Annotated in this window: 18 protein-coding genes; 5 read left to right on the top strand and 13 right to left on the bottom strand. The window is 37.6% G+C overall.

The window, feature by feature from the left end; translation table 11 throughout:
- Window positions 1-15: 15 nt before the first annotated feature.
- The 8 genes from bioA to HMPREF9073_RS01090 all read right to left on the bottom strand — a co-directional run bounded on the left by bioA (window position 16) and on the right by HMPREF9073_RS01090 (window position 9,716).
- A complete protein-coding gene (gene bioA, locus HMPREF9073_RS01125; RefSeq protein ID WP_009412135.1) occupies window positions 16-1,293 on the bottom strand; it encodes an adenosylmethionine--8-amino-7-oxononanoate transaminase in 1,278 nt (425 codons plus the stop codon).
- Window positions 1,290-1,919, bottom strand: coding sequence for an endonuclease III (nth, locus tag HMPREF9073_RS01120; protein WP_009412134.1), 630 nt, complete (start codon window positions 1,917-1,919; stop codon window positions 1,290-1,292). The genes bioA and nth overlap by 4 nt, the downstream gene beginning before the upstream one ends.
- A 5-nt stretch (window positions 1,920-1,924) precedes the next feature.
- On the bottom strand, window positions 1,925-2,926 hold the full coding sequence (locus HMPREF9073_RS01115; protein ID WP_009412133.1) for a VWA domain-containing protein: 1,002 nt from the start codon (window positions 2,924-2,926) through the stop codon (window positions 1,925-1,927).
- A 1-nt stretch (window position 2,927) separates the two neighbouring features.
- Window positions 2,928-4,562, bottom strand: a complete 1,635-nt coding sequence (locus HMPREF9073_RS01110) for a hypothetical protein (RefSeq protein WP_009412132.1) — start codon at window positions 4,560-4,562, stop codon at window positions 2,928-2,930.
- Between the two features lie 26 nt (window positions 4,563-4,588).
- A complete protein-coding gene (locus tag HMPREF9073_RS01105) occupies window positions 4,589-5,455 on the bottom strand; it encodes a DUF58 domain-containing protein (protein ID WP_009412131.1) in 867 nt (288 codons plus the stop codon).
- A 28-nt stretch (window positions 5,456-5,483) separates the two neighbouring features.
- On the bottom strand, window positions 5,484-6,179 hold the full coding sequence (locus HMPREF9073_RS01100; protein ID WP_009412130.1) for a plasmid pRiA4b ORF-3 family protein: 696 nt from the start codon (window positions 6,177-6,179) through the stop codon (window positions 5,484-5,486).
- 23 nt (window positions 6,180-6,202) lie between these two features.
- Window positions 6,203-7,204 (bottom strand): MoxR family ATPase, encoded by a 1,002-nt coding sequence (locus tag HMPREF9073_RS01095; RefSeq protein WP_009412129.1) that lies wholly within the window; start codon window positions 7,202-7,204, stop codon window positions 6,203-6,205.
- Between the two features lie 172 nt (window positions 7,205-7,376).
- Window positions 7,377-9,716, bottom strand: coding sequence for a family 20 glycosylhydrolase (locus HMPREF9073_RS01090; protein ID WP_009412128.1), 2,340 nt, complete (start codon window positions 9,714-9,716; stop codon window positions 7,377-7,379).
- A gap of 129 nt (window positions 9,717-9,845) precedes the next feature.
- On the opposite strand from HMPREF9073_RS01090, the gene pdhA reads away from it, so the two are divergent.
- On the top strand, window positions 9,846-10,844 hold the full coding sequence (gene pdhA / locus HMPREF9073_RS01085) for a pyruvate dehydrogenase (acetyl-transferring) E1 component subunit alpha (protein ID WP_009412127.1): 999 nt from the start codon (window positions 9,846-9,848) through the stop codon (window positions 10,842-10,844).
- A gap of 36 nt (window positions 10,845-10,880) precedes the next feature.
- The gene (locus HMPREF9073_RS01080; RefSeq protein ID WP_009412126.1) at window positions 10,881-12,485 is read left to right on the top strand and encodes a pyruvate dehydrogenase complex dihydrolipoamide acetyltransferase; all 1,605 of its coding nucleotides are present in this window, start codon (window positions 10,881-10,883) and stop codon (window positions 12,483-12,485) included.
- Between the two features lie 77 nt (window positions 12,486-12,562).
- Here the strand turns inward: HMPREF9073_RS01080 and lipA are convergent, their stop codons facing one another.
- Both lipA and recO read right to left on the bottom strand, forming a co-directional pair.
- Complete coding sequence (gene lipA / locus HMPREF9073_RS01075) at window positions 12,563-13,453, bottom strand: lipoyl synthase (protein ID WP_009412125.1); 891 nt, start codon at window positions 13,451-13,453, stop codon at window positions 12,563-12,565.
- 124 nt (window positions 13,454-13,577) lie between these two features.
- Window positions 13,578-14,294 (bottom strand): DNA repair protein RecO, encoded by a 717-nt coding sequence (recO, locus tag HMPREF9073_RS01070; protein WP_009412124.1) that lies wholly within the window; start codon window positions 14,292-14,294, stop codon window positions 13,578-13,580.
- 68 nt (window positions 14,295-14,362) lie between these two features.
- Between recO and HMPREF9073_RS01065 the strand changes: the two genes are divergently transcribed.
- Window positions 14,363-14,827 carry an energy transducer TonB gene (locus HMPREF9073_RS01065; protein ID WP_034555051.1) on the top strand — a complete coding sequence of 155 codons (465 nt, stop codon included), beginning with the start codon at window positions 14,363-14,365 and terminating at the stop codon, window positions 14,825-14,827.
- A gap of 6 nt (window positions 14,828-14,833) precedes the next feature.
- On the opposite strand, the gene HMPREF9073_RS01060 is transcribed toward HMPREF9073_RS01065, so the two are convergent.
- Window positions 14,834-17,026 (bottom strand): FUSC family membrane protein, encoded by a 2,193-nt coding sequence (locus HMPREF9073_RS01060; protein ID WP_034555049.1) that lies wholly within the window; start codon window positions 17,024-17,026, stop codon window positions 14,834-14,836.
- A 36-nt stretch (window positions 17,027-17,062) separates the two neighbouring features.
- On the opposite strand from HMPREF9073_RS01060, the gene HMPREF9073_RS01055 reads away from it, so the two are divergent.
- Complete coding sequence (locus HMPREF9073_RS01055; protein WP_009412121.1) at window positions 17,063-17,620, top strand: L-threonylcarbamoyladenylate synthase; 558 nt, start codon at window positions 17,063-17,065, stop codon at window positions 17,618-17,620.
- A gap of 8 nt (window positions 17,621-17,628) precedes the next feature.
- Here HMPREF9073_RS01055 and HMPREF9073_RS01050 read toward each other — a convergent pair whose 3' ends face one another.
- Together HMPREF9073_RS01050 and HMPREF9073_RS01045 are read right to left on the bottom strand one after the other, a co-directional pair.
- Window positions 17,629-18,708, bottom strand: coding sequence for an efflux RND transporter periplasmic adaptor subunit (locus HMPREF9073_RS01050; protein WP_009412120.1), 1,080 nt, complete (start codon window positions 18,706-18,708; stop codon window positions 17,629-17,631).
- Window positions 18,709-18,800: 92 nt separating this feature from the next.
- Window positions 18,801-19,598: an S-adenosyl-l-methionine hydroxide adenosyltransferase family protein gene (locus HMPREF9073_RS01045; protein WP_009412119.1), complete on the bottom strand. Its 798-nt coding sequence runs from the start codon at window positions 19,596-19,598 to the stop codon at window positions 18,801-18,803.
- A gap of 163 nt (window positions 19,599-19,761) precedes the next feature.
- Between HMPREF9073_RS01045 and HMPREF9073_RS01040 the strand changes: the two genes are divergently transcribed.
- Window positions 19,762-21,417, top strand: coding sequence for a ribonucleoside-diphosphate reductase subunit alpha (locus HMPREF9073_RS01040; RefSeq protein WP_002681210.1), 1,656 nt, complete (start codon window positions 19,762-19,764; stop codon window positions 21,415-21,417).
- Window positions 21,418-21,473 lie beyond the last annotated feature (56 nt).

Below are 21,473 nucleotides of genomic sequence, written 5' to 3'. Positions count from 1 at the left end.
GCAAGGTTTTGTTTTTTACAAATCAGAAAACTTCTGTATCGCTTCTTCTAAAACATCGTACACTCGGTCTAATTGAGCATCTGTAATGATGTAAGGGGGCAAAATGTAGATAATATTTCCCACCGGACGCAGTATTACGCCTTCTGAGATAAAGAAGTTGTCCAGTTTATCCCTGAATGAGACGTAGTAGTCAGTATTTTGAGAGGTTTTGAGGTCGAATGCCAAAATAACACCTAAGGTACGTGCATTCTCTACCGATGGATATTTCGCAATACGGGCTAAAAACTCCTGATGACGGCGTGCAATACGTTTTAAGTTGGCTTGCATTTCGTCACTTTCCAATATGCGAATAGCTTCTAAGGCAATCGCACAGCCCGTGGGGTTTGCTGTAAAGGTATGTCCGTGGAAAAGAGCTTTGTTCACGTCTTCACTGTAAAAACCGTCGAATATCTCTTGGGTAGCAGTAGTTACCGCCAACGGAATTGTTCCTCCTGTAAGAGCTTTCGATAAGCACATAATATCGGGTTTATGAGTGAGATAGTCCGAAGCAAAAGTGCGCCCTGTACGCCCAAAGCCTGTCATTACCTCATCGGCAATGGTAATCACGCCATTTTCTTGTGCGATATGAATCAATTCGTCTAAGGCTTCAGGTTCATAGATTTGCATTCCTGAGGCTCCTTGTACTAAGGCTTCAAATATAAAGGCGGCAGGGTGATGTTCGGCAATCACTTTTTTTAGTTTTTTAGCAGCTTCATCGCTTCCTTTTTTGGGTAACGGTATGCGCACTACTTTTAACAAGTGTTCTTTAAAAGCATCAGTAAAGAATGAAATACCCGAAGCTGCCATAGCGGCAAAGGTATCTCCGTGAAATGCATCTTCAAAAGCAATTACCGTAAAGCGTTTCTCGCCTTTATTGAAAAAGTACTGTAACGCCATTTTGATACCTACTTCCACTGCTGTCGAACCGTTGTCCGAGAAGAATACTTTCTGTTGGTTTTTAGGCAGGATACTGATAAGCTTTTCAGCAAGCTCTACCGCAGGTCGGTGTGTAAAGACACCAAAGAGCACGTGCTCTAATTGGGTGAGTTGTTTGTAGGCAGCTTGGGCTAATCGCTCGTTGCTATGCCCATAGGGGTTTACCCACCAACTGGCAATGGCATCTATGTATTCTTTGCCGTCCTCGTCCCAAAGGAGAGCATCTTTTCCTTTCACAATTCCGATAGGTTTGGCAGCCGTTTGATGTTGGGTATACGGGTGCCACAAATGTTTTTCGTCTCGCTGTTGTAAATTCATTTTTTCGATTGTATAATGGTTTTGGTTATAATATCTTTTTCCATATTCCAGCCTCTCGCCGGACTGTATTCGCGCCCGTACAAGATGATTTGCACGTGCAGTTTGTTCCATTTTTCTTTGGGGAAGAGTCGTTTAGCATCTTTCTCCGTTTGCACTACCGAACTACCGTCGGAAAGCTTCCAGCGGTGCATCAGTCGGTGTATATGGGTATCAACAGGGAAGGTCGGAATGCCAAAGGCTTGTGCAAGAACAACACTAGCAGTTTTATGTCCTACTGAGGGGAGAGCCTCTAAAGCCTCAAAGGTTTGAGGAACTTCACCGTTGTATTTGTCTATGAGTATTTGGGAAAGCCCGTGAATACCTTTAGATTTCATAGGGGCAAGCCCTAAGGGTTTGATAATTTCCTGTATTTCGTCTACCGAAAGTAGTACCATATCATACGGATTGTCCGCTTTGCTAAATAGAATAGGCGTGATTTGGTTCACCCGTGCATCGGTAGTTTGAGCCGATAAGAGTACGGCTATTAGTAAGGTATAAGGGTCTTTGTGCTGTAGAGGTATAGTGATTTCAGGATAGATACTTTCAAGTGTATCAATGATGAATTTTACTTTTTCTTTTTTTTTCATTTGTATTATATTTCATTCCTAAAAACAGTGTGTTTTAAAAGGAATTCAAGTAACAATAGAACAGTAGCAATGATTACTAATAAGCGGAATTTTTCGTCTACTTCAGTGTATTTAAACTCTTCAATTTTAGAGGTTTCTAATTTGTTGATTTCGTCGTAAATTTGTTGGAGTTTTTGGTTGTTAGTAGCGCGGAAATAACGTCCGTGAGTTATTTGTGCAATTTTTTTCATCAACGATTCATCTATTTCTACTTGTAGCATTCGGTACATTATGCTACCATCGGGGTTGAGAGCGTAAGGCGAAAGCGCCATACCATTAGTACCAATACCTACGGTATATACTTTGATACCATATTCGGCAGCTAATTCGGCAGCGATAAGCGGGTCGATTACCCCAGTGTTGTTTACCCCATCGGTAAGGAGGATAATCACTCTACTTTTAGCTTTGCTCTCTTTGAGTCGATTTACAGCAGTTGCTAACCCCATACCTATAGCAGTTCCATCTTCTACTTGTCCATAAGTAAGTTCAGCTAATGAGTTAAGAATGATACTCTTATCGGTAGTTACAGGTGTTTTGGTATAGCTTTCTCCAGCGTATACTACCAATCCAATGCGGTCATTAGGACGATCTTTAACAAACTGAGAGGCTACTTTTTTCAAGGCTTCAAAGCGGTTAGGTTTCAAGTCTTGAGAAAGCATACTTGATGAAACATCTATTGCCATCACAATATCTATCCCATCAGTAATTTTAGTTTGTGCATTTTCAGAATGTGTTTGAGGGCGTGCTAAAGCTATAGTAATTAAGGCAACGGCTAATAGACGCAAAGCAAAAAGAGAATGGTATAAGTAATCCTTCCACGAACTTATCTTTCTAAAAGCGATGGTAGACGATAGTGTAACATTTGGTTTAGATTTTTTATTCCAATACACATACCAAGCTACCATTAGCGGTAAAACTAACAGCAACCAAAAGAACTGAGGATTGGCAAATGTAATATTTTTAAGCATATTATTCTGTTTTAAAAACTATAGAATTGATGACCCTTTGAGCTATTTTATTAGCATTAGGTTCGTTGATGTAGGTAATAAGTACTTGTTGGAGTGCATTGTTTTCAGTAAAACTATAGAGCTCATACGAAGCATTAAAATACTTACCTTTTTCATTAGGGATACTCATTTTACCAAATACTTTCATACCCTTAGCTCCATTCGGAGAAGTATATTCTTCCGTTAAGGTAGTGATGTTTTTTGCTTTGGCTTTATCCAATTGTGAAAGTACAATTTCATTCACTTTTTTGGGGTCTAAAGTAAGTCCACCGTCTTGTCCTTCTTGCTGAGATGCTGTATTTTGGGCATCTTTCTTGAAGGTAATGATATTAGTCATTATATAGAGTGGTGAATTGAGACTACCGTAATAGAAAGTGTATTGTTTGTCTATAATCGATTTATACTCAACTATATCTACTATTTGCTTGCGAATGAGTACTTCGGGGGTAGTAAGCTCGGTAATAGGATAGCCATAATCACTTGTTACCCACTCCACTTTATTATATTGAGCATATATACTGAAATATTTTAATCGTATCTTATTGTAGCCAAATATAAAAATGAGAAATAATACTAATGAACATAGACCAATAATTAAGCGTTTCTGCCAACGACTTAATTTTCTATTAGGGCGTGTAACCTTCGCTTCTTCTGCTATTTGATTTGTTTCAGCTTCTGTTTCTACAATAGGGATAGCTTCTTTAGTTTTAATGACTACATTTTCAATAGTTTCACGGTCGTATTCAGCGTTGTTATCTGAAGGTTTGCTCTTAGCAAACTTCACTAAATCGGCATTTTGTAATACACGTTTGAGATTATTGATAGTTTCTGTCGATAAGTATAATTTTCCAGTTTTTTGTAAGTTGTTGATTTTAGCTAAGAGTTCATCAGTAGTACTTTCTTTAGCTAAAATATGTACCTCGTCTTCCAAATATTCTTTTACAATATCCGTAAGGCGTGTGTAATAGGCTTTATGTTGTGATTCTATAAGGTATTTGGAGTTCTGTAAATCTTTTAAATCCTGAATAGCGCGTTCAAAAGGAGGTAGTTTTTTACGTTCTTCTTCAGCAGATAGTTTTTTCTTGCGAAATACAAAAAAGTATAAAGCGGCAGCAGTTAAAAGAAAAGCAACTATACCTAAAACAATCCATAACCAAAGGTGAGAAGAGGAGGGAGAGGTTACTTCGGCAATAGGTTTAGCGTCATATAAAGGCTGTTTGAGCGTATCTACGGCTACATTATGTACTTCTACGAGTAGTGAATCAGTATAAAAATCTTTATGGCTAATCTGTATTTTTTGTTGTGGGATGGTGTATTTACCCTCGTCGAATTGAGTGAGGTAATAGGCTTTTTCCAAACGGAATTTACCTTTCTCTTTTAAGGTATCGGTAGGATTAGTTTTTACCATTTCCAAAGCTCCAAAAGTTTGACCTTCAGGGAATACCACGACTGCATCGGCAGGAGCTTGTATGGATATTTTATACTCTATTTGTTCTCCTATCTTTATGTTTTTTGTACTAGTTGCTACTTTCACTTCTTGTGCGTGAAGAGTAGGCAATACAAATAATATTAATATGAAATATAATATTCGTTTCATTTTTTAGTCCTTTATCTTTCTAAATCCTAACTCCTATTTTTGAAGTATCCTAATAGTTTTTGGGTGTAACTCTCATCGTCTCTACAACTCACTACACCAGCACCCGATTTCTGCCAAAGAGCTTCAAAGTAGTTCACCGTTTCACGATATTGTTTGGTGTACTCATTTCGCACAGCAGCTGAAGAGGTGTTGACACGCATCAATGTTCCTGTTTCAGCATCTTTTACCATTATGTAGCCTAAATTAGGTAATTCAGTTTCTTTTTTGTCGTAAATTCGAATCCCTGTAATATCGTGCTTTTTAGCGGCTATTTGTATAGGTTTCTCATAACCTTTGTCCATAAAATCGGAGAGCATAAACACAATAGCTTTTTTCTTGCTCACTCTGCTGAGAAATTGTAGAGCCTCAGAAATATTTGTTCTTAAACTTTTGGGTTGAAACTCTATAAGTTCTCTGATAATACGTAATACGTGAGATTTTCCTTTTTTAGGGGGTATATACAGTTCTATTTGGTCGGAGAAGAGAATCAAACCTGTTTTGTCGTTGTTTTGTAGGGCAGAAAAAGCTAAAGTAGCTGCTATTTCAGTGATGAGTTCACTTTTGAATTGCTGTTCGGTACCAAAGAGCTCACTACCACTCACATCTATCATCAACATAAGGGTAAGTTCGCGTTCTTCTTCAAATACTTTTACGAAAGGCTCGTTGTAGCGAGCTGTCACATTCCAATCGATATTGCGAATGTCGTCACCAAATTGATAGGGGCGAACTTCACTGAAAGTCATACCACGACCTTTAAAAGTAGAGTGATATTCCCCTCCGAAGATATTATCGGAGAGTTTACGCGTTTTTATCTCTATCTTGCGTACTTTTTTTAATAATTCTTTAGTATCCAAAATTAATTAGCAATTATGTAGTTAGGGATTATTGAAAGTCCAACTGAAAATCTTCGTAATTATTTTGAGCATCAATAATGAGAGTTTCATTGATGGCATTGATATCAAACTCATTTTCGTCCCAAGGGAAGCTGTAACCACAGAAAGAGAGCCATTCCTTGTAATTTTTTACTTCAGTTTTAGGTTTACCAGCTTTAAGTACTTCAAGCATTGCTTGGTAACCCCAAATACCGCCGCAATCTTCAGGGGGAGTTTTACCTTTTCCTTTGATGCATATAGGGTAGATAAGAGTTTCATCATCAATAGCTTCTAACACAATTTTGTGTTCCCACGAATCACCAAAATCATACTCATAGATAATATAATCCTTTTCTTTTTTTAATATATCAGAAAGGAGGGGCTTGTTCACCAGTTTGTAAATATCTCGGTGTGAGTGCAAGAAAACAGACATAGGGTCATTAGGGTCGAAGTTATCGTCCTCATCCTCATTACCTACAAAGCCCATTTCTCTCCCAAACTCCATATCCTTTTCAGTTTTGATAAACAAACGAGAGTCGTTTTTCGGAAATTTGTAAAATTGATATAAATGCGCATTGTCCCAGTTGAAAAGGGTTTGAATGATATAATGTAGTGTTTCAAAAGTGATGTTATTATTCACTTTCACACGTCGCCATATTATAGGCTTTCTTGAGCCTTCAATACTGATTTTTAATGTGTATGCCATTTATAATTCTTGATATTTAACTTTTAAGGCACTTCTATTGTATTTACTATTTTGTGAATCATCTCTACTGAGGTAATATTCTCAGCCTCTGCTTCGTAGGTGATGCCAATACGATGGCGCAATACATCGAACACTACAGCTCGTACATCTTCAGGAATTACATAACCACGACGTTTGATGAAAGCATAACATTTAGCAGCCATAGCTAAATTGATACTACCACGAGGTGATGCTCCAAAGCTAATAAGAGGCTTAAGTTCAGCTAAATTATACTTTTCAGGATAACGAGTTGCAAAAATGATGTTTAAGATGTATTTTTCAATTTTTTCATCCATATACACTTCACGTACTGTTGTTTGAGCTTTGAGAATTTGCTCTAAACTCACCGTTTGATTCACTACAGCATAACTATTGCTAAGATTATCGCGCATAATCTGTTGTTCCTCGTCTAATTTAGGATAGTCGATAACTGTTTTGAGCATAAAACGGTCTACTTGGGCTTCAGGGAGTGGGTAAGTACCTTCTTGCTCTACAGGGTTTTGAGTAGCCATTACCATAAAAGGAGCATCGAGTTTAAAAGTGGAGTCACCTATGGTTACTTGTCGCTCTTGCATAGCCTCTAATAGGGCAGATTGTACTTTAGCAGGAGCACGGTTGATTTCGTCGGCTAAGACAAAATTTGCGAAGATAGGGCCTTTTTTAATGGAGAATTCATTTTGTTTGATGTTGTAGGTCATTGTACCTATCACATCGGCAGGTAGCAAATCGGGAGTGAACTGAATACGGCTAAATGACCCGTGTACTGATTTAGCAAGAGTGTTGATAGAAAGCGTTTTGGCTAATCCAGGTACTCCTTCTAAAAGGATATGCCCTTTACCTAATAAACCAATAAGTAGGGCGTTAACCATATGCTTTTGCCCTACAATTACTTTATTCATTTCATTGGTGAGAGCATCAATGAATACGCTTTCACGCTCAATTTTTTCGTTTATCTGACTGATATCTACAGATGTTCTTTGTTCCATAGTATAAATTATTTTTAGTGTTTATCTATTGTACAAATATTGTGCCGTTACGAAAGTAAAGTTGGTGTTTTTTTGGGTTTTTGGGAAAAATTATAGAGTTTGATTGTTTGTGACAAAAAGAAAAGCTGCCTAAAAACTATTCAGACAGCTTCTTTTTATGAGTATAAAAAACTTAGTTTACTTGTATTTCATCAATAAAAAGGAAACCAGGTTTGCCTGCAGCACCTTCGTGAAAAGCAGGAATCTTGTTTACTTCATTGATTTTTACTTTTAGATAAGTAACTTCTTTTTCAGGAAAAGATAGAGTATAAGTTTTTATTTCTTTAAAATGTTCTTTAGGTAGATCGTAACTTTCTTTGCCTAGTAACACGTAGTTTTTACCATCCTTAGAGCCCCATACTTCAAAATTAGTAGGAGGATAAATCCAATCACCAGTTTCAATGAAAGCATTGAAACTCACTTCTTTTACTAAAGTATTATCTTTTAAGGTAATAAGTACTTCACAAGGAGCTTCACTAAAACCTAACCATTCACTAGAACGAGAGTTTGTACCTCCTTTTCTTCCATCTACTAAGGTAATAGCACCATTATAAGCATAGTTTTGAGTGGGTTTGCTCAAAAACTCTATAGGACGTACAGTTGCTTTATTAAAAAAGAACTCTTGATTAAACTCACTTTCACCTTCTTTGCCAAATACTTTGGCTTTCAAATTTGTATTTTGAGTGAGTTTTAAAGGTTCTTTGTATATATTAGAATTTTTAGAGGGCTCACTACCATCGGTAGTATAATAAATAGGAGTATCTTGCAAACAAGAGAGAGTAACATTGATTTCATCTACACCAGGTTTTACTTCTGCACGAAGATCAAAAATATGTTTAGCATAAGTGTAACCTTCAACATCATAGATAGGAAGTAAGCGCATTAAGCGTTGTAAAAATCCTTGATAATCTTTAGGTTTAGCAGGATCTACCCATTGAACTTCAGCTAAAGCAGCCATACGTGGCAAAGCCATATATTCAACGTGTTTGAAAGTTTTGATATACTCTGTCCAAATATTAGCTTGCACTCCTAAAATATGTTTTAGCTGCTCTTTATTCAGAGCTTCAGGATAAGGATTGAAAGAATATACACGTTCTACAGGAAGATAATTACCTATAGCAAGAGGTTCTTTATCAGTTTTATCAGTTTGATAGTAATCGAAATAGCAGAAAGACATAGGGGTCATAATCGCATCGTGGTTAGATTTAGCAGCTTCAATAGCACCGCCAATACCTCTCCAAGACATCACTGTAGCATTAGGAGCTAAACCACCTTCGAGAATTTCGTCCCAGCCAATCATCTTGCGCCCTTTTTTAGCTAACACTTCTTCAGCAAAGCTGATTACGTGGCTTTGTAAATATTCTTCAGCAGTGTGTTTTGTGTCGCCTTTGATACCTAAAGCTTTTATTTTAGCTTGACATTTAGGACATTTTTTCCAACTGTTTTTAGGGCATTCATCTCCCCCGATATGAATGTATTCAGAAGGAAATATATCGGTTACTTCTTCCAATATATTTTTGATAAAATCGTACGTTTCGTCGTTACCTGCACAAAGTACATCTTCAGCAACCCCCCAAGTTTCTCTCACTTTGTAGGGACCTCCAGTGCAGCCTAATTTTGGATAAGTTGCCAAAACAGCTACCATGTGACCAGGGAGATCGATTTCAGGGATGATAGTAATATTGCGATCGGCAGCGTATTTTACAAGCTCTTTCATCTCTTGTTGGGTATAAAAACCACCGTGTGGTTTGCCGTCGAACTTATTCCATTCTTTACCTAACATCGTTTGGCTACGGGTACTACCTACCACAGTGAGTTCAGGATATTTTTTAGATTCAAAACGCCAACCTTGGTCATCAGTGAGATGCCAATGGAATTTGTTGATATTGTGAAGAGCAAGCATATCTATATAGATGCGCACAGAGTCCGCAGAAAAGAAGTGGCGAGCGCTGTCTAAATGAGCACCGCGATAAGCAAAGTAAGGTTTATCGGTGATTTTTTTAGCGGGGAAAGTTATTTTATTTACTTTTTGTACAGGGATTGATTTTCTCAAAAATTGTATTCCATAGAAAGTGCCAGCTTTAGAAGCTCCGTTTATAGTAATATTGTTAGCAGTAATTGTTACTTGGTAAGCCTCTTTGTTGTCGTTAGAGTAGTTTTGTGATAGAGAAATAGTGTTAGTTTCGTTGTTTTGGTTAGGAGCTACTTTCACTTCTATTCCTGCCTGTTTTTTGATGTACTCTTGCAGGAACCCAGCGTACTGTTGCAAAGCAGCATCATTTTCAGGATAAGTAAGCTTAGTATCAGCTGTAAGAACGAAGGGTTTATCGGCATCAGCTTGAAGGGTGGTAATCATTTCGGGAGCTGGAACTATTTCGTAGTTAGCAGTACTCCCCTCCTCATTGGTAGTCGTTGATTTACAAGAAATCATCGTCATCAATAACAAAAGTGCGGAAGTTAATTTTATCTTCATTAAGTTTATAAATTTGAATTAATGGGACAAAGGTATAAATTTTTTTTAAATATTTTTTGGTTACGTTATTTTTTTTTTGCACCTTTGCAAATATTTTTAAAACGAATAGACTTTTATATACATTAACAAATGAAAAAATTTGATAAAGAAGTGTACCTAAAATGGTACGAGGATATGCTTTTTTGGAGAAAATTTGAAGATAAACTCGCCGCAGTTTATATCCAACAAAAAGTAAGAGGTTTCTTGCATCTCTACAATGGACAAGAAGCTGTAGCTGCTGGTTGCCTCCATGCAATGGATTTGACCAAAGACAAGATGATTACTTCTTACCGTTGCCACGTGCATCCTATAGGTTTGGGCGTAGACCCTAAACGTATTATGGCTGAGTTGTACGGTAAAGGCACAGGTACTTCTCACGGTTTAGGAGGTTCTATGCACATCTTTTCTAAAGAGCACCGCTTTTATGGTGGACACGGTATCGTAGGAGGACAAATTGCTCTTGGAGCAGGTTTAGCTTTTGCCGATAAATACTTCAATCGTGAAGCAGTAACTCTTACTTTTATGGGAGATGGTGCCGTGCGACAAGGAGCTTTCCACGAAACACTTAACTTGGCAATGTTGTGGAAATTGCCAGTAGTTTTCATCGTAGAAAACAACCACTATGCAATGGGTACTTCCGTAGAAAGAACTGCAAACCACGTAAATATTTGGAAACTTGGTTTGGGTTATGAAATGCCCAGCCAAGAGGTAGATGGTATGCACCCTGAAACCGTAGCAGAAGCTGTATACGAAGCTATAGAACGAGCTCGCCGTGGCGATGGTCCTACTTTACTTGATATCCGTACATATCGTTATCGAGGTCACTCTATGTCGGATGCACAACACTACCGTACTAAAGAAGAGGTAGAAGAGTACAAAAAACAAGATCCTATCACAAATGTACTTGCTGTTATCAAAGAGAAAAAATACGCTACCGATGCTGAATTAGAAGCTATCGATGAACGTGTAAAAGAACGTGTGGCAGAGTGTGAAAAATTCGCTGAAGAATCACCTTATCCAGAAAAACACATTATGTACGATGTGGTTTACGAACAAGAAAATTATCCTTTCTTGCCAAGTAGACTTTAAATAAACTAAAAACACTAATTAAATACAAGAACATAAATGGCAGAAATTATTACTATGCCACGCCTGAGCGACACTATGGAAGAAGGTGTTGTTGCAAAGTGGCTTAAAAAAGTAGGCGATAAAGTAAACGAAGGCGACATTTTAGCTGAAATTGAGACTGATAAAGCTACAATGGAGTTTGAATCATTTCACTCAGGTACCTTATTATATATAGGGTTACAAGAAGGTGAAGGAGCCAAAGTAGATACACTTTTGGCTATCATAGGTAAAGAAGGTGAAGATATCTCAGCACTTATTGGAGGTGGAGCTCCTGCAGCAGCTCCTAAAGCTGAAGAAGCAAAACCTGTTGCTGAGGTAACTAATACTCCCGCTGCAGGTGTTGCTATGCCTGCAGGTGTAGAGGTGGTAACAATGCCTCGACTCAGCGATACAATGACAGAAGGTACTGTAGCTTCTTGGCTTAAAAAAGTAGGAGATACAGTAAAAGAAGGCGATATTTTAGCTGAAATTGAAACTGATAAAGCTACAATGGAATTTGAATCTTTCTACTCAGGAACCTTATTGTATATAGGTCTAAAAGAAGGAGAAAGTGCTTCAGTGGATTCATTGTTGGCTATTATAGGCCCTGCAGGTACTGATGTGAATGCAGTATTAGCTGCATTACAAGGAGGGAGTAGTGCTCCAGCAGCAGCTCCTAAATCCGAAAGCAAACCTACTGAAACAGTAGCTCCAGCAGCTGCTCCAGTAGTTAATGCTAACGACCGTGTGTTTGCTTCACCTTTGGCTAAGAAAATTGCTCAAGATAAAGGTATTAACCTTACTGAGGTGAAAGGAACAGGTGAAAACGGACGTATTGTGAAGAAAGACGTAGAAAACTTTACTCCAAGTGCTAAAGCGACAGCAGCTCCTGCTACAGCTTCAGCAAATCCAGCTATCCCAACAGTAATTCCTGTAGGTGTAGAAGTAACTGAGGAAGTGAAGAACTCACAAATGCGCAAAACGATTGCGAAACGTTTGGCAGAGTCTAAATTCACTGCACCTCACTACTATTTGGCAATAGAAATTGATATGGATAACGCGATGGAATCTCGTGCTCAAATCAACAATTTACCAGACACCAAAATATCTTTTAACGATATGGTAGTGAAAGCCTGCGCAATGGCACTTAAAAAACACCCTCAAGTAAATACTTCTTGGAAAGGCGATACAACCCTTTACAACAAGCACGTGAATGTAGGGGTGGCTGTGGCTATTGAAGATGGCTTGGTAGTACCTGTTATCAAGTTTACGGATACTTTAACGCTTACTCAAATAGGTGCTTTGGTAAAAGACTTGGCTGGTAAGGCACGCAACAAAAAATTGACTCCTGCCGAAATGGAAGGTAGCACATTCACTGTGTCTAACTTAGGTATGTTTGGTGTAGATGTATTTACTTCTATTATCAATCAGCCTAACTCAGCTATTCTTTCAGTAGGTGCAATTGTTGAGAAGCCTGTAGTGAAAAACGGACAAATAGTAGTAGGTCACACTATGCAAGTAACCCTTGCTTGTGACCACCGTACTATTGATGGTGCTACAGGTGCTCAATTTTTACAAACTCTCAAAACATACATTGAGAACCCTGTAACAATGCTCGCATAGGAGAATATGTTATTATTATAAACAAAAGGCTGTCCTTTCAATGGGGCAGCCTTTTTTGTTTGTATCATTACCTATTATTATAATAAGTGTTTATGAGCACGGTAGGACGAGCGAACTAATGCTCCACTCTCTATGTGGCGGAATCCTAATTCTAAGCCTATTTCTTTGTATTTAGCAAATTGTTCAGGAGTTATAAATCGTTTCACAGGTAAGTGTTTTTTAGAGGGTTGCAAATATTGACCTATAGTTACAATATCTACTTTAGCTTCTTTTAAGTCATGAAGGGTTTCTATCACTTCTTCTTCTTTTTCTCCTAACCCTAACATAATTCCTGATTTGGTACGATTAGCGCCGTTTTCTTTTAAATAGCGCAATACTCCTAAACTACGGTCATACTTAGCTTGAATGCGTACCTCACGCGTTAATCGGCGTACAGTTTCCATATTGTGAGAGATAATTTCAGGTGCAGCATCTAAAATGCGGTTTAAATTACGTTCTACTCCTTGAAAATCAGGGATGAGGGTTTCCATAGTAGTATTAGGATTCATACGGCGTACTGCTCTTACGGTTTCTGCCCAAATGATGCTTCCCATATCTTTTAAATCATCACGATCTACTGAAGTGAGTACGGCGTGCTTGATATTCATCAACTTGATAGAGCGTGCTACTTTTTCAGGTTCTTCCCAGTCTAAACTTTCAGGACGTCCAGTTTTTACACCACAAAATCCACAAGAACGAGTACAAATATTTCCTAAAATCATAAAGGTAGCAGTACCTTCTCCCCAGCATTCTCCCATATTAGGGCAACTACCTGAAGTACAGATAGTGTGAAGATTATAGCGATCTACCACGCTTCTCAATTCGGTGTATTTTTTTCCAGTAGGGAGCTTTACGCGTATCCATTCAGGTTTTTTGGTAAAAGTTACTTCAGTTTCTATATTATTGATAGCAAGCGATTCTGCATTCATTGTTTTAATCTTTAAACTAAAAATTTTCCAAAAGTACTACTTTTTTACAAACTGACAATTTTTTAGTGATACAAACTTTTTATAGTCTATTGTAAAGATCTATAAATCAACGCAGATAAGAATTTTAAAAAAGTACTTGTAATACTTCTAATGATTTTATTTTCTTAAAATTAGGAAAGTGCCATTCGTAGTATTTTAGCAATAGATACAATAAGGCATTGCGTTCGTTTTTGTTAGTTCTAATTTGATTTAGAGTTGGATAATCTGTTTCTAAAAGTGTTTTGAACAAGGAAAGAGCATTTCCTGAAATAACCGCTGTATTATTTTCAGTAGTTGTAAAATGGCCTTCTTCTAAACTGAAAAAAGGAAGGTATGAATCGCTATCATCGGGGTAAAAACCAAGATATTTGCTGAGGTCAAGCAAGAATTTTAAATGAAAATTAGCCGAAAAATTATTGCGGTCTAAATAGATGAGTTTTTCTTCTAAGTAGTTAAAAAGTTCTATATCAGGAGCTTCGGAGGTACATATATGAGCACATACTTCAGAGAGGAATAAGCTTACAGTACTCTTGTATATATCGGTGTGAAGAGTGAGATAAGGGGTAGTTACTTTTGCTTCTTTGATATGCCCTAAGGAACCATTACTCTTATGAGTAGCAACGAGCTCTAAGAGAGTAAAAGGTTGAAAAAGTGCTATGGTTTGGCTGTTCTTTTTAACAGAAAGTATACCTTGCTGTAGATAACTACGTGTGCCAAGCGTTTTAGTAAAACACTTTACAATGAGACTGTTATCACTGTATTTTAAGTTTGATATTACAATAGCTTCAACTTTTTCGTACATATATTCTCCTTTATGATTGTGTAATTCTTGGCATATTCCTTGTTCATAGTTTTAAAAAATGTTTTACTATGAGAATCTTTATATGTTTATGTTGTTGTTTTTTGAGTCTTAAAAATTATGCTCAATTAAAAGATAAAATGTCTAATAATATTATAGTTGATTCTTCTGTTTTTGAAGTATCTGAAATGGTAGCTTGTAACTATCCATTGATTACTCGAAAAGTTAGATTTATAGAATGTAAAGCAGTTCCTGAATCTGAAGAAGATAAGTGTTTTAATGAATACTATAACAAGCATTTACAATCGGTAGTACATCTTGAAAGACCTTTTGAGGATGCAGGTGAAGCTGTTATTCAATTTTGTGTAAACACTGATGGATCTGTGAAAGTACTTAGTTGTAGAGGTACTACTGAATATGCTCGTAAAGAGACTATTCTTGCAGTTCAAAAACTTCCTAAGTTTATACCAGCTCAACACAGAGGCAGACCAATACCTTCTTATTTTCAATCTCGTATTATCTTTAAATTCCGTTAATAATTATCAATTGTTAATTGTTTTTATACTTTGTTCTAAGTTCTTTGCTAATCCAAATAAATAATTAAACTGCTCTCCATAGAATTGTATCTCACGCCTTGAAATTGGTAAAGAATTATTTGTATTTTGAGAGGTATCCATAATTTCTTTAATTGCTTGATTGAATTTCTCAATAGGCGTTTTATAATCGGTTTGAGCAGTAGCCGTAGGTTCAACAAGTAACGTCAAAGAGTGTTGCAAGGCCGCTATAAGACTCTCAATTGCCTCGTTGAATACCGATTTAGGGAAGGTTACTTTCTTGCTGTTCAACCTAATGCCAAACGAAGCCACAGAGGCTAAGAAAGTTTGCTGTATCACGATAATCCCGTATACCGATGGATTTTTATACTGCATAAACTTCGGCTCTTGTAACATTCGTTGGAAAGTGGTATTTAGGTTTGAGAGTGCTAACACAGCTTCTTTGCGCGATACTTTATAGGCAGTGGTAATTCCTTCTCCGGTGTTAAAAATCTCTTTTACTTGCTGTAAGTAACCGATATTAGCTTTTACTGATTTGGTAACCGCTTCCCTATAAGTATTGTGTTCCCACGTAGGCAAAATGAGATAATTCCCTGCAAACGATAGCCCAACCCCTATAACGGTATCCAATAGGCGGTCATAAATAAGGCTGTAAACATTAGGTGTAATCAGTGCAAAAATAAATATCGCACTGATAGTGATGAATATAGAGGCATACATATAGTTCTCTTGAATCAACCCAAAAGCAATAGGCATACACAAAATAGCGACATAGAGGTACAAGCTAGGGTAGGGGAGTAGGTAAATCACTGCAAACGACGCAACCCCACCAATCATAGTGCCATAAACCCTGCTGAGCGAACGTTCTTGTGTGATACCAAAACCAGGGCGCATAATAATGAAGATGGTAAGGATAATCCAGTAGGCATTGTTGATAGGGAATATATCACCTATGAGATAACCCAAAAATACCACTATAGATAGGCGCATTGCGTGCCTAAAAAAGGTAGATTTTAAAGATATATGGTCTTTGAGCCGTCGCCACGAGTAGTTTTGGTAACTCACAAACTTGCGATAAGTACTCTCATCGCGTACCCCTGCATCGTTGCTATAGTAGTTCTCAAAAATATGTCGGATATTTTCAATAGAATGATACTGACTTTCTATATAAATATAAAAATTTCGCAACAGCAAAGCACGTTCTTTATCTTCTTCCGATACTTCTGAAAGTGCTTTCAAGGCTTCGTTCTTCTCTTTGGTTTGTGCTAATAAGTCTTTTAAACAGTTGTCTAATTGTATCTTCTTGCGCGACCCAATGTATTCCGACATTTGTTGCAACTGCCTCGATAGCTCTTTGAGAAAATCTACATAAGTTTGTAAATATTCACGATGCTCGGCAAAAGCCTTGTCCACTTTCTCATATTGTACGGGGTTGGCTAAAGCTAGCTCGAAGATATCCACTAGCTCTATAAACATCAAAAATTGGCGTTGCAGGTAATCGGTTTTTCCTGATTTGCTCCGTGAATCAAGTACGGCTTCGCGGAGCTTTTCATATTTTTCATTGAGGCTTGTTTGCAGGTTGATGAGCTTTTTGAGTCCCTCGCTTCTGTCTTTGGCGATGAGTAAGTCAGCTCTTACCGAAAAAAACTCTGCCGTAAGAGCAAAGCACTTCCCTAACAGCTGTTCACTGTACAAACGCGGACGTATTTTTAGGAATATATACACTAATACACTGTACCACAAACCTCCTAATAACACACAACCACTGTACAACACGATACCCCACCCTGTTTGCAAGTGGGCTAAAGTAGAGGCTATCTCAAATAATCCCGCGAAAGCTACCATTGTAGCGCGATGTCCGTATAACGAAATATAAGCGTTTCCGAAGGTGAGTAGAAATATGGTAGGCAGTAATAAGTATTCGTAAGGAGCCGTGAGATTTATTAAAACACAACTGAGAATCGCTAATAGCGTTGCTATGAAAAGACCACCATAGAGGTGTTTTTGATTCCCTGGAATATCGCTGGGCGAAATCGCAACAATACTCAAAGCTATAGGTATACCAATATCCATTAGGTCAAAGCAATAGCCCAACCCTAAGGGAATAAGCACCGCAATAGTTTTGAGGCACCCTTTGAAGAAAGAAAAACTTTTAAAGAATGATATGATGGAGGTATACATTTTTTACATATATTTGCGGGCAAAATTACAAAACTAATGGCAAATAACCATCTGATAACTGAAATATTAAAGGCAGGAAAGGTAATTCTATACCCCACCGATACCGTTTGGGGCTTGGGTTGTGATGCTACAAATCCTGAAGCGGTAGCTAAAATTTTCCAAATAAAACAACGCAGAGAGAGCAAAAGCCTCATCATTTTAGTGAGTGATACAGAGATGTTACAGCACTATGTAACAGATATACCTCCTAAGGTGCTTACCTATCTTCAAACCTTGCAAGAGCCTACCACTATTATTTATAGTCACCCTTTGCATTTGGCTAAGAATGTGATAGCTGCTGATAATACAGTAGCCATTAGGGTCGTGCAAGATGTGTTCTGCCAACAGATGATTGCCGATTTTGGCAACCCCATAGTCTCTACCTCTGCTAATATCAGTGGAGAGCCAACACCTTTGTATTACCAACTCATTAATCCCCAAATTATTGCACAATGTGATTATGTAGTACCTTACCGTCAAGACGATACCCAAATAAAAAATCCCTCACGTCTGATTAGGTTTGATACAGACGGAGAGATTCAAATATTAAGATAAATAGTAAGTTACTCTACTATTTTCACAGGTGTTCCGTTATCTATATTAATTTGTCCACTGGTAATCACTTCTTCACCAACAGTAAGTCCGCTGATGATTTCTACCTTATCACCAAAGTTGCGACCGCTTTTCACATTTGCCATTTCAGCTTTAAGCACCTCCTGACCTTTAGCATTTTTGCTACTTACTATTTTAAAAATTTTATTTTGGCTCACACTACCCACGAAAGCAGAATGAGGTACCACAAGAGCTGTAACCTCATCATTACCACTGCCAAACTGTGCAGTCGCATACATTCCCGCTTTTAGCTTTTTATCTTTGTTAGCTACTAATATTTCTACAGGAAATTTGAGAGCACTGTTAGATTTGGGAGCAATAAAAGTAATTTTTCCCTCTACTAATTCAGAAGAAGTGCTGGGTTTAATTTTAACAACATCCCCCACTTTTAGTTCTCCTACTTGATTTTCGTCTACCGTAATTTTCAATTTCAGATTGTCAATATTTACCACGTTGAAGAGGGTTTGTCCTGCTGCTACAAGCGTTCCTTCTTCTACTTCTTTGCTGGTTACAATCCCGTTGATTTTACTGCGGATTGCAGTATCTCCTGAGGCAATAGCAGCTGAGTTGTAATTAGCTTGAGCATTTTTGAGTTGCAAGCGCGCTTGCTCTAATTGTTGAGCAGTAACACCTCCCGTTTGGAAAGCACTTTCAAAGCGTTTCAAGTCCGATTTTGCTGTTTCGAGTGCTGCTTTGGCGTTGTCTAACTGCACATTAGTTCTGTCGGCTTTTGTTTGTGCCAATACTTGTCCTGCTCTCACAAAATCACCCTCTTTTACGAAGATTTTTATTACTTGCCCCCCCATTTCTGAAGAGACATTTAGGTCTTGTTCAGCTACAAAAGTACCATTGGCCGTAAAAAGGTCAGCTACTTTTTCTTCTGTTACCTTGGCAGCACGTACGGCTACTTGGGCTTCTTTTTGGGCAACGATAGCCACTTCTTCAGCATTTTTTTGCTTATTAGAATATAGGCGGAAAGCCATTAATCCCATAAGGGCTACTATTACAACTATAGTAATTACTTTTTTCATTTTTCTTACAATAATATATTAAGTGTTCTAAATCGGGGACAAAGGTACGATAAAAAAACTTAATAAACAAAAAAAGTTTCCAAAAATATTTTTTATTTGAATTGAACAATTACTCTATCAAGGCAATTGATACCTAATAAAGAAGATGCTCCTCCTACTGAACGAGTATCGCTTTTGTAAATACTACATTGTAGAAAATTCAATTCGTTGAAGAGAATCATCATATTGCCATCATCGTTCATTTCGCTGTAGCTGTTGTATACTTTTTTAAAAGAATACAAGTTGAATATAACTTCAAATTTGCGTCCTTTTCTTGTTTCCTCAAAAAGAGAACGCGAAATATTACTCACAGCATTACCATAATGATCTATATAGATAATTATTCCGTGAATGAAAGCTTCATCGGTAGATACTTCTGGCCTGAAATATGATACAGGATTACACTTTTCAATAGGAGTACCTATTTGGTTAAGAGGAGTGTTTTTGCAAATTTGTTCGGCTATTGAAGTAAAACTATAAAGTGTAGAAAAAAGAGGGGTAGGAGGTTGGGTATTAAACTCATACAATGCTACATTAGTATAATTTTCAGAAAGGAGGTGGAAAATGCCATTATCAGCACCTATAAAGTAATGCCCGTTGAGTGACATTAATAGGTGTTTTTTTGAAACAGAGCGTTCAGTATCTACCCCTATGATGTGAATACTACCCTCAGGGAAGTGTATGTAACTATTTTGGAGGATATAAAAAGTTTCTAAGATGTTGAAAGGAGAGATGAAATGAGAAATATCTACAATAGTGGCATCAGGGCACTTGCTGTAGAGAGCGCCCTTCACAGCAGCAACTGAATAATCGTGCAATCCAAAATCGGTGGTAAGAGTGATTATTTTCATATTTGTGAGAATGAGACTGCAAAGGTATAGCATTCAATTGAAATACCCAACTCAAAATCACTGATTTTTATGGATTGTTGAAAACTTTGTTAATAACTTATTCGTTAGAGGGTGTGAAAATCGAATAGAAAGCCGTTACTTTGCAGCCCGAAAATAAAAAGTTATGAACGAAGAAAAAGATATTTGGTGGCTCAACGAAGAGTCTGAACAAATCCTCAATAGAGGCTATTTATTAAAAGGTGAGAGTGTGGAGGGAGCAATAGATCGTATCACACGCGCTGCTGCACAACGTTTGTACAAACCTGAATTACAACCAGCTTTTAAAGAGATGATTACCAAAGGTTGGATTAGTTTCTCATCTCCTATTTGGGCAAATATGGGTACTGAGCGCGGCTTACCTATTTCGTGTTTCAATGTGCACGTGCCTGATAGCATTGAGGGAATTACTCACAAACTCGGCGAGGTGATTATGCAAACCAAAATAGGAGGGGGGACTTCTGGTTATTTTGGTGAATTGCGCAGTCGCGGTTCGGCAGTTACCGATAATGGTAAATCAAGCGGAGCAGTGAGTTTTATGAAATTGTTCGACTCGGCTATGGATGTGGTGTCACAAGGAGGGGTAAGACGCGGTGCTTTTGCGGCTTATCTCGATATCGACCACCCCGATGCTGAAGAGTTTTTGCAGATTAAAGATGTAGAGTTCCCTATTCAAAACCTTTTCTTCGGGATTTGCGTACCTGATTATTGGATGCAGGAGATGATAGATGGAGATGTAGAAAAACGCCGTTTGTGGGCTCGGGTATTAGAATCTCGCCAACAAAAAGGTTTGCCTTATATTATCTTTACAGATAATGCTAATCGCAATCGCCCTCAGGTGTACAAAGATAAAGATATGATTATCCGCTCAAGTAATTTGTGTAGTGAGATTATGCTGCCTTCAAGTGAAGATGAATCGTTTATCTGTTGTCTTTCATCAATGAACTTAGAACTTTTTGATGAGTGGAAAGATACTAAAGCAGTGAAATTGGCAGTTTTCTTCTTAGACGCTGTACTTTCAGAATTTATAGAGAAAACAAAAGGGAATTACTATTTGCAGGCAGCGCGCAACTTTGCTATTCGCCACCGTGCTTTAGGCTTAGGAGTATTAGGTTATCACTCATATTTGCAACGCAATATGATACCTTTTGAAAGCTTTGAAGCTACTCAATTCAATGCGCGTGCTTTTAAATATATTCGTGAGGAAGCAGAAAAAGCAACTAAAGAATTGGCGCATATTTACGGAGAACCTGAAGTGCTAAAAGGTTATGGCAGACGTAATACCACTACTATGGCAATCGCTCCTACCACTTCTAGTTCAGCTATTTTAGGGCAAGTTTCCCCTGGTATTGAACCTTATTCAAGTAATTACTATAAGGTAGGTCTTTCCAAAGGAAACTTTATGCGCAAAAACAAATACCTCACTCAACTGTTAGAAGAAAAAGGACTTAACAACGAGGATGTATGGCGTTCCATTCGTTTGAATAATGGTTCGGTACAACACTTGCAAGAACTTACACAACAAGAGAAGAATGTGTTTAAAACTTTTAAAGAAATATCTCCTATGGAAATTATATCGCAGGCTGCACAACGCCAAGCGTATATAGATCAAACACAGAGTTTGAACTTAAATATTCCATCGGTGATGCCTATTAAAGATGTGAATAAAGTGATGATAGAAGCGTGGAAGTTAGGAGTAAAAAGCTTGTACTACCAACGCAGTCAATCAGTAGCTAAAGAGATGATAATGAACTTTGTGAACTGTAGTAGTTGCGAAGCATAACGTATTAATTTGTTTGCAAAAAAGGTTGTATAGCGGATTGCTGTACAGCCTTTTTT

It is taken from the genome of Capnocytophaga sp. oral taxon 326 str. F0382 (assembly GCF_000318295.1).
GTDB classification, from domain to species: domain Bacteria; phylum Bacteroidota; class Bacteroidia; order Flavobacteriales; family Flavobacteriaceae; genus Capnocytophaga; species Capnocytophaga periodontitidis.
This window is presented reverse-complemented; position numbering and strand designations above follow the sequence as displayed.

Coding starts and splice junctions, on each gene's coding strand:
- bioA (WP_009412135.1), bottom strand. CDS start 1,293: ATGAATTTACAACAGCGAGACGAAAAACATTTGTGGCACCCGTATACC.
- nth (WP_009412134.1), bottom strand. CDS start 1,919: ATGAAAAAAAAAGAAAAAGTAAAATTCATCATTGATACACTTGAAAGT.
- HMPREF9073_RS01115 (WP_009412133.1), bottom strand. CDS start 2,926: ATGCTTAAAAATATTACATTTGCCAATCCTCAGTTCTTTTGGTTGCTG.
- HMPREF9073_RS01110 (WP_009412132.1), bottom strand. CDS start 4,562: ATGAAACGAATATTATATTTCATATTAATATTATTTGTATTGCCTACT.
- HMPREF9073_RS01100 (WP_009412130.1), bottom strand. CDS start 6,179: ATGGCATACACATTAAAAATCAGTATTGAAGGCTCAAGAAAGCCTATA.
- HMPREF9073_RS01095 (WP_009412129.1), bottom strand. CDS start 7,204: ATGGAACAAAGAACATCTGTAGATATCAGTCAGATAAACGAAAAAATT.
- HMPREF9073_RS01090 (WP_009412128.1), bottom strand. CDS start 9,716: ATGAAGATAAAATTAACTTCCGCACTTTTGTTATTGATGACGATGATT.
- pdhA (WP_009412127.1), top strand. CDS start 9,846: ATGAAAAAATTTGATAAAGAAGTGTACCTAAAATGGTACGAGGATATG.
- HMPREF9073_RS01080 (WP_009412126.1), top strand. CDS start 10,881: ATGGCAGAAATTATTACTATGCCACGCCTGAGCGACACTATGGAAGAA.
- lipA (WP_009412125.1), bottom strand. CDS start 13,453: ATGAATGCAGAATCGCTTGCTATCAATAATATAGAAACTGAAGTAACT.
- recO (WP_009412124.1), bottom strand. CDS start 14,294: ATGTACGAAAAAGTTGAAGCTATTGTAATATCAAACTTAAAATACAGT.
- HMPREF9073_RS01065 (WP_034555051.1), top strand. CDS start 14,363: ATGAGAATCTTTATATGTTTATGTTGTTGTTTTTTGAGTCTTAAAAAT.
- HMPREF9073_RS01060 (WP_034555049.1), bottom strand. CDS start 17,026: ATGTATACCTCCATCATATCATTCTTTAAAAGTTTTTCTTTCTTCAAA.
- HMPREF9073_RS01055 (WP_009412121.1), top strand. CDS start 17,063: ATGGCAAATAACCATCTGATAACTGAAATATTAAAGGCAGGAAAGGTA.
- HMPREF9073_RS01050 (WP_009412120.1), bottom strand. CDS start 18,708: ATGAAAAAAGTAATTACTATAGTTGTAATAGTAGCCCTTATGGGATTA.
- HMPREF9073_RS01045 (WP_009412119.1), bottom strand. CDS start 19,598: ATGAAAATAATCACTCTTACCACCGATTTTGGATTGCACGATTATTCA.
- HMPREF9073_RS01040 (WP_002681210.1), top strand. CDS start 19,762: ATGAACGAAGAAAAAGATATTTGGTGGCTCAACGAAGAGTCTGAACAA.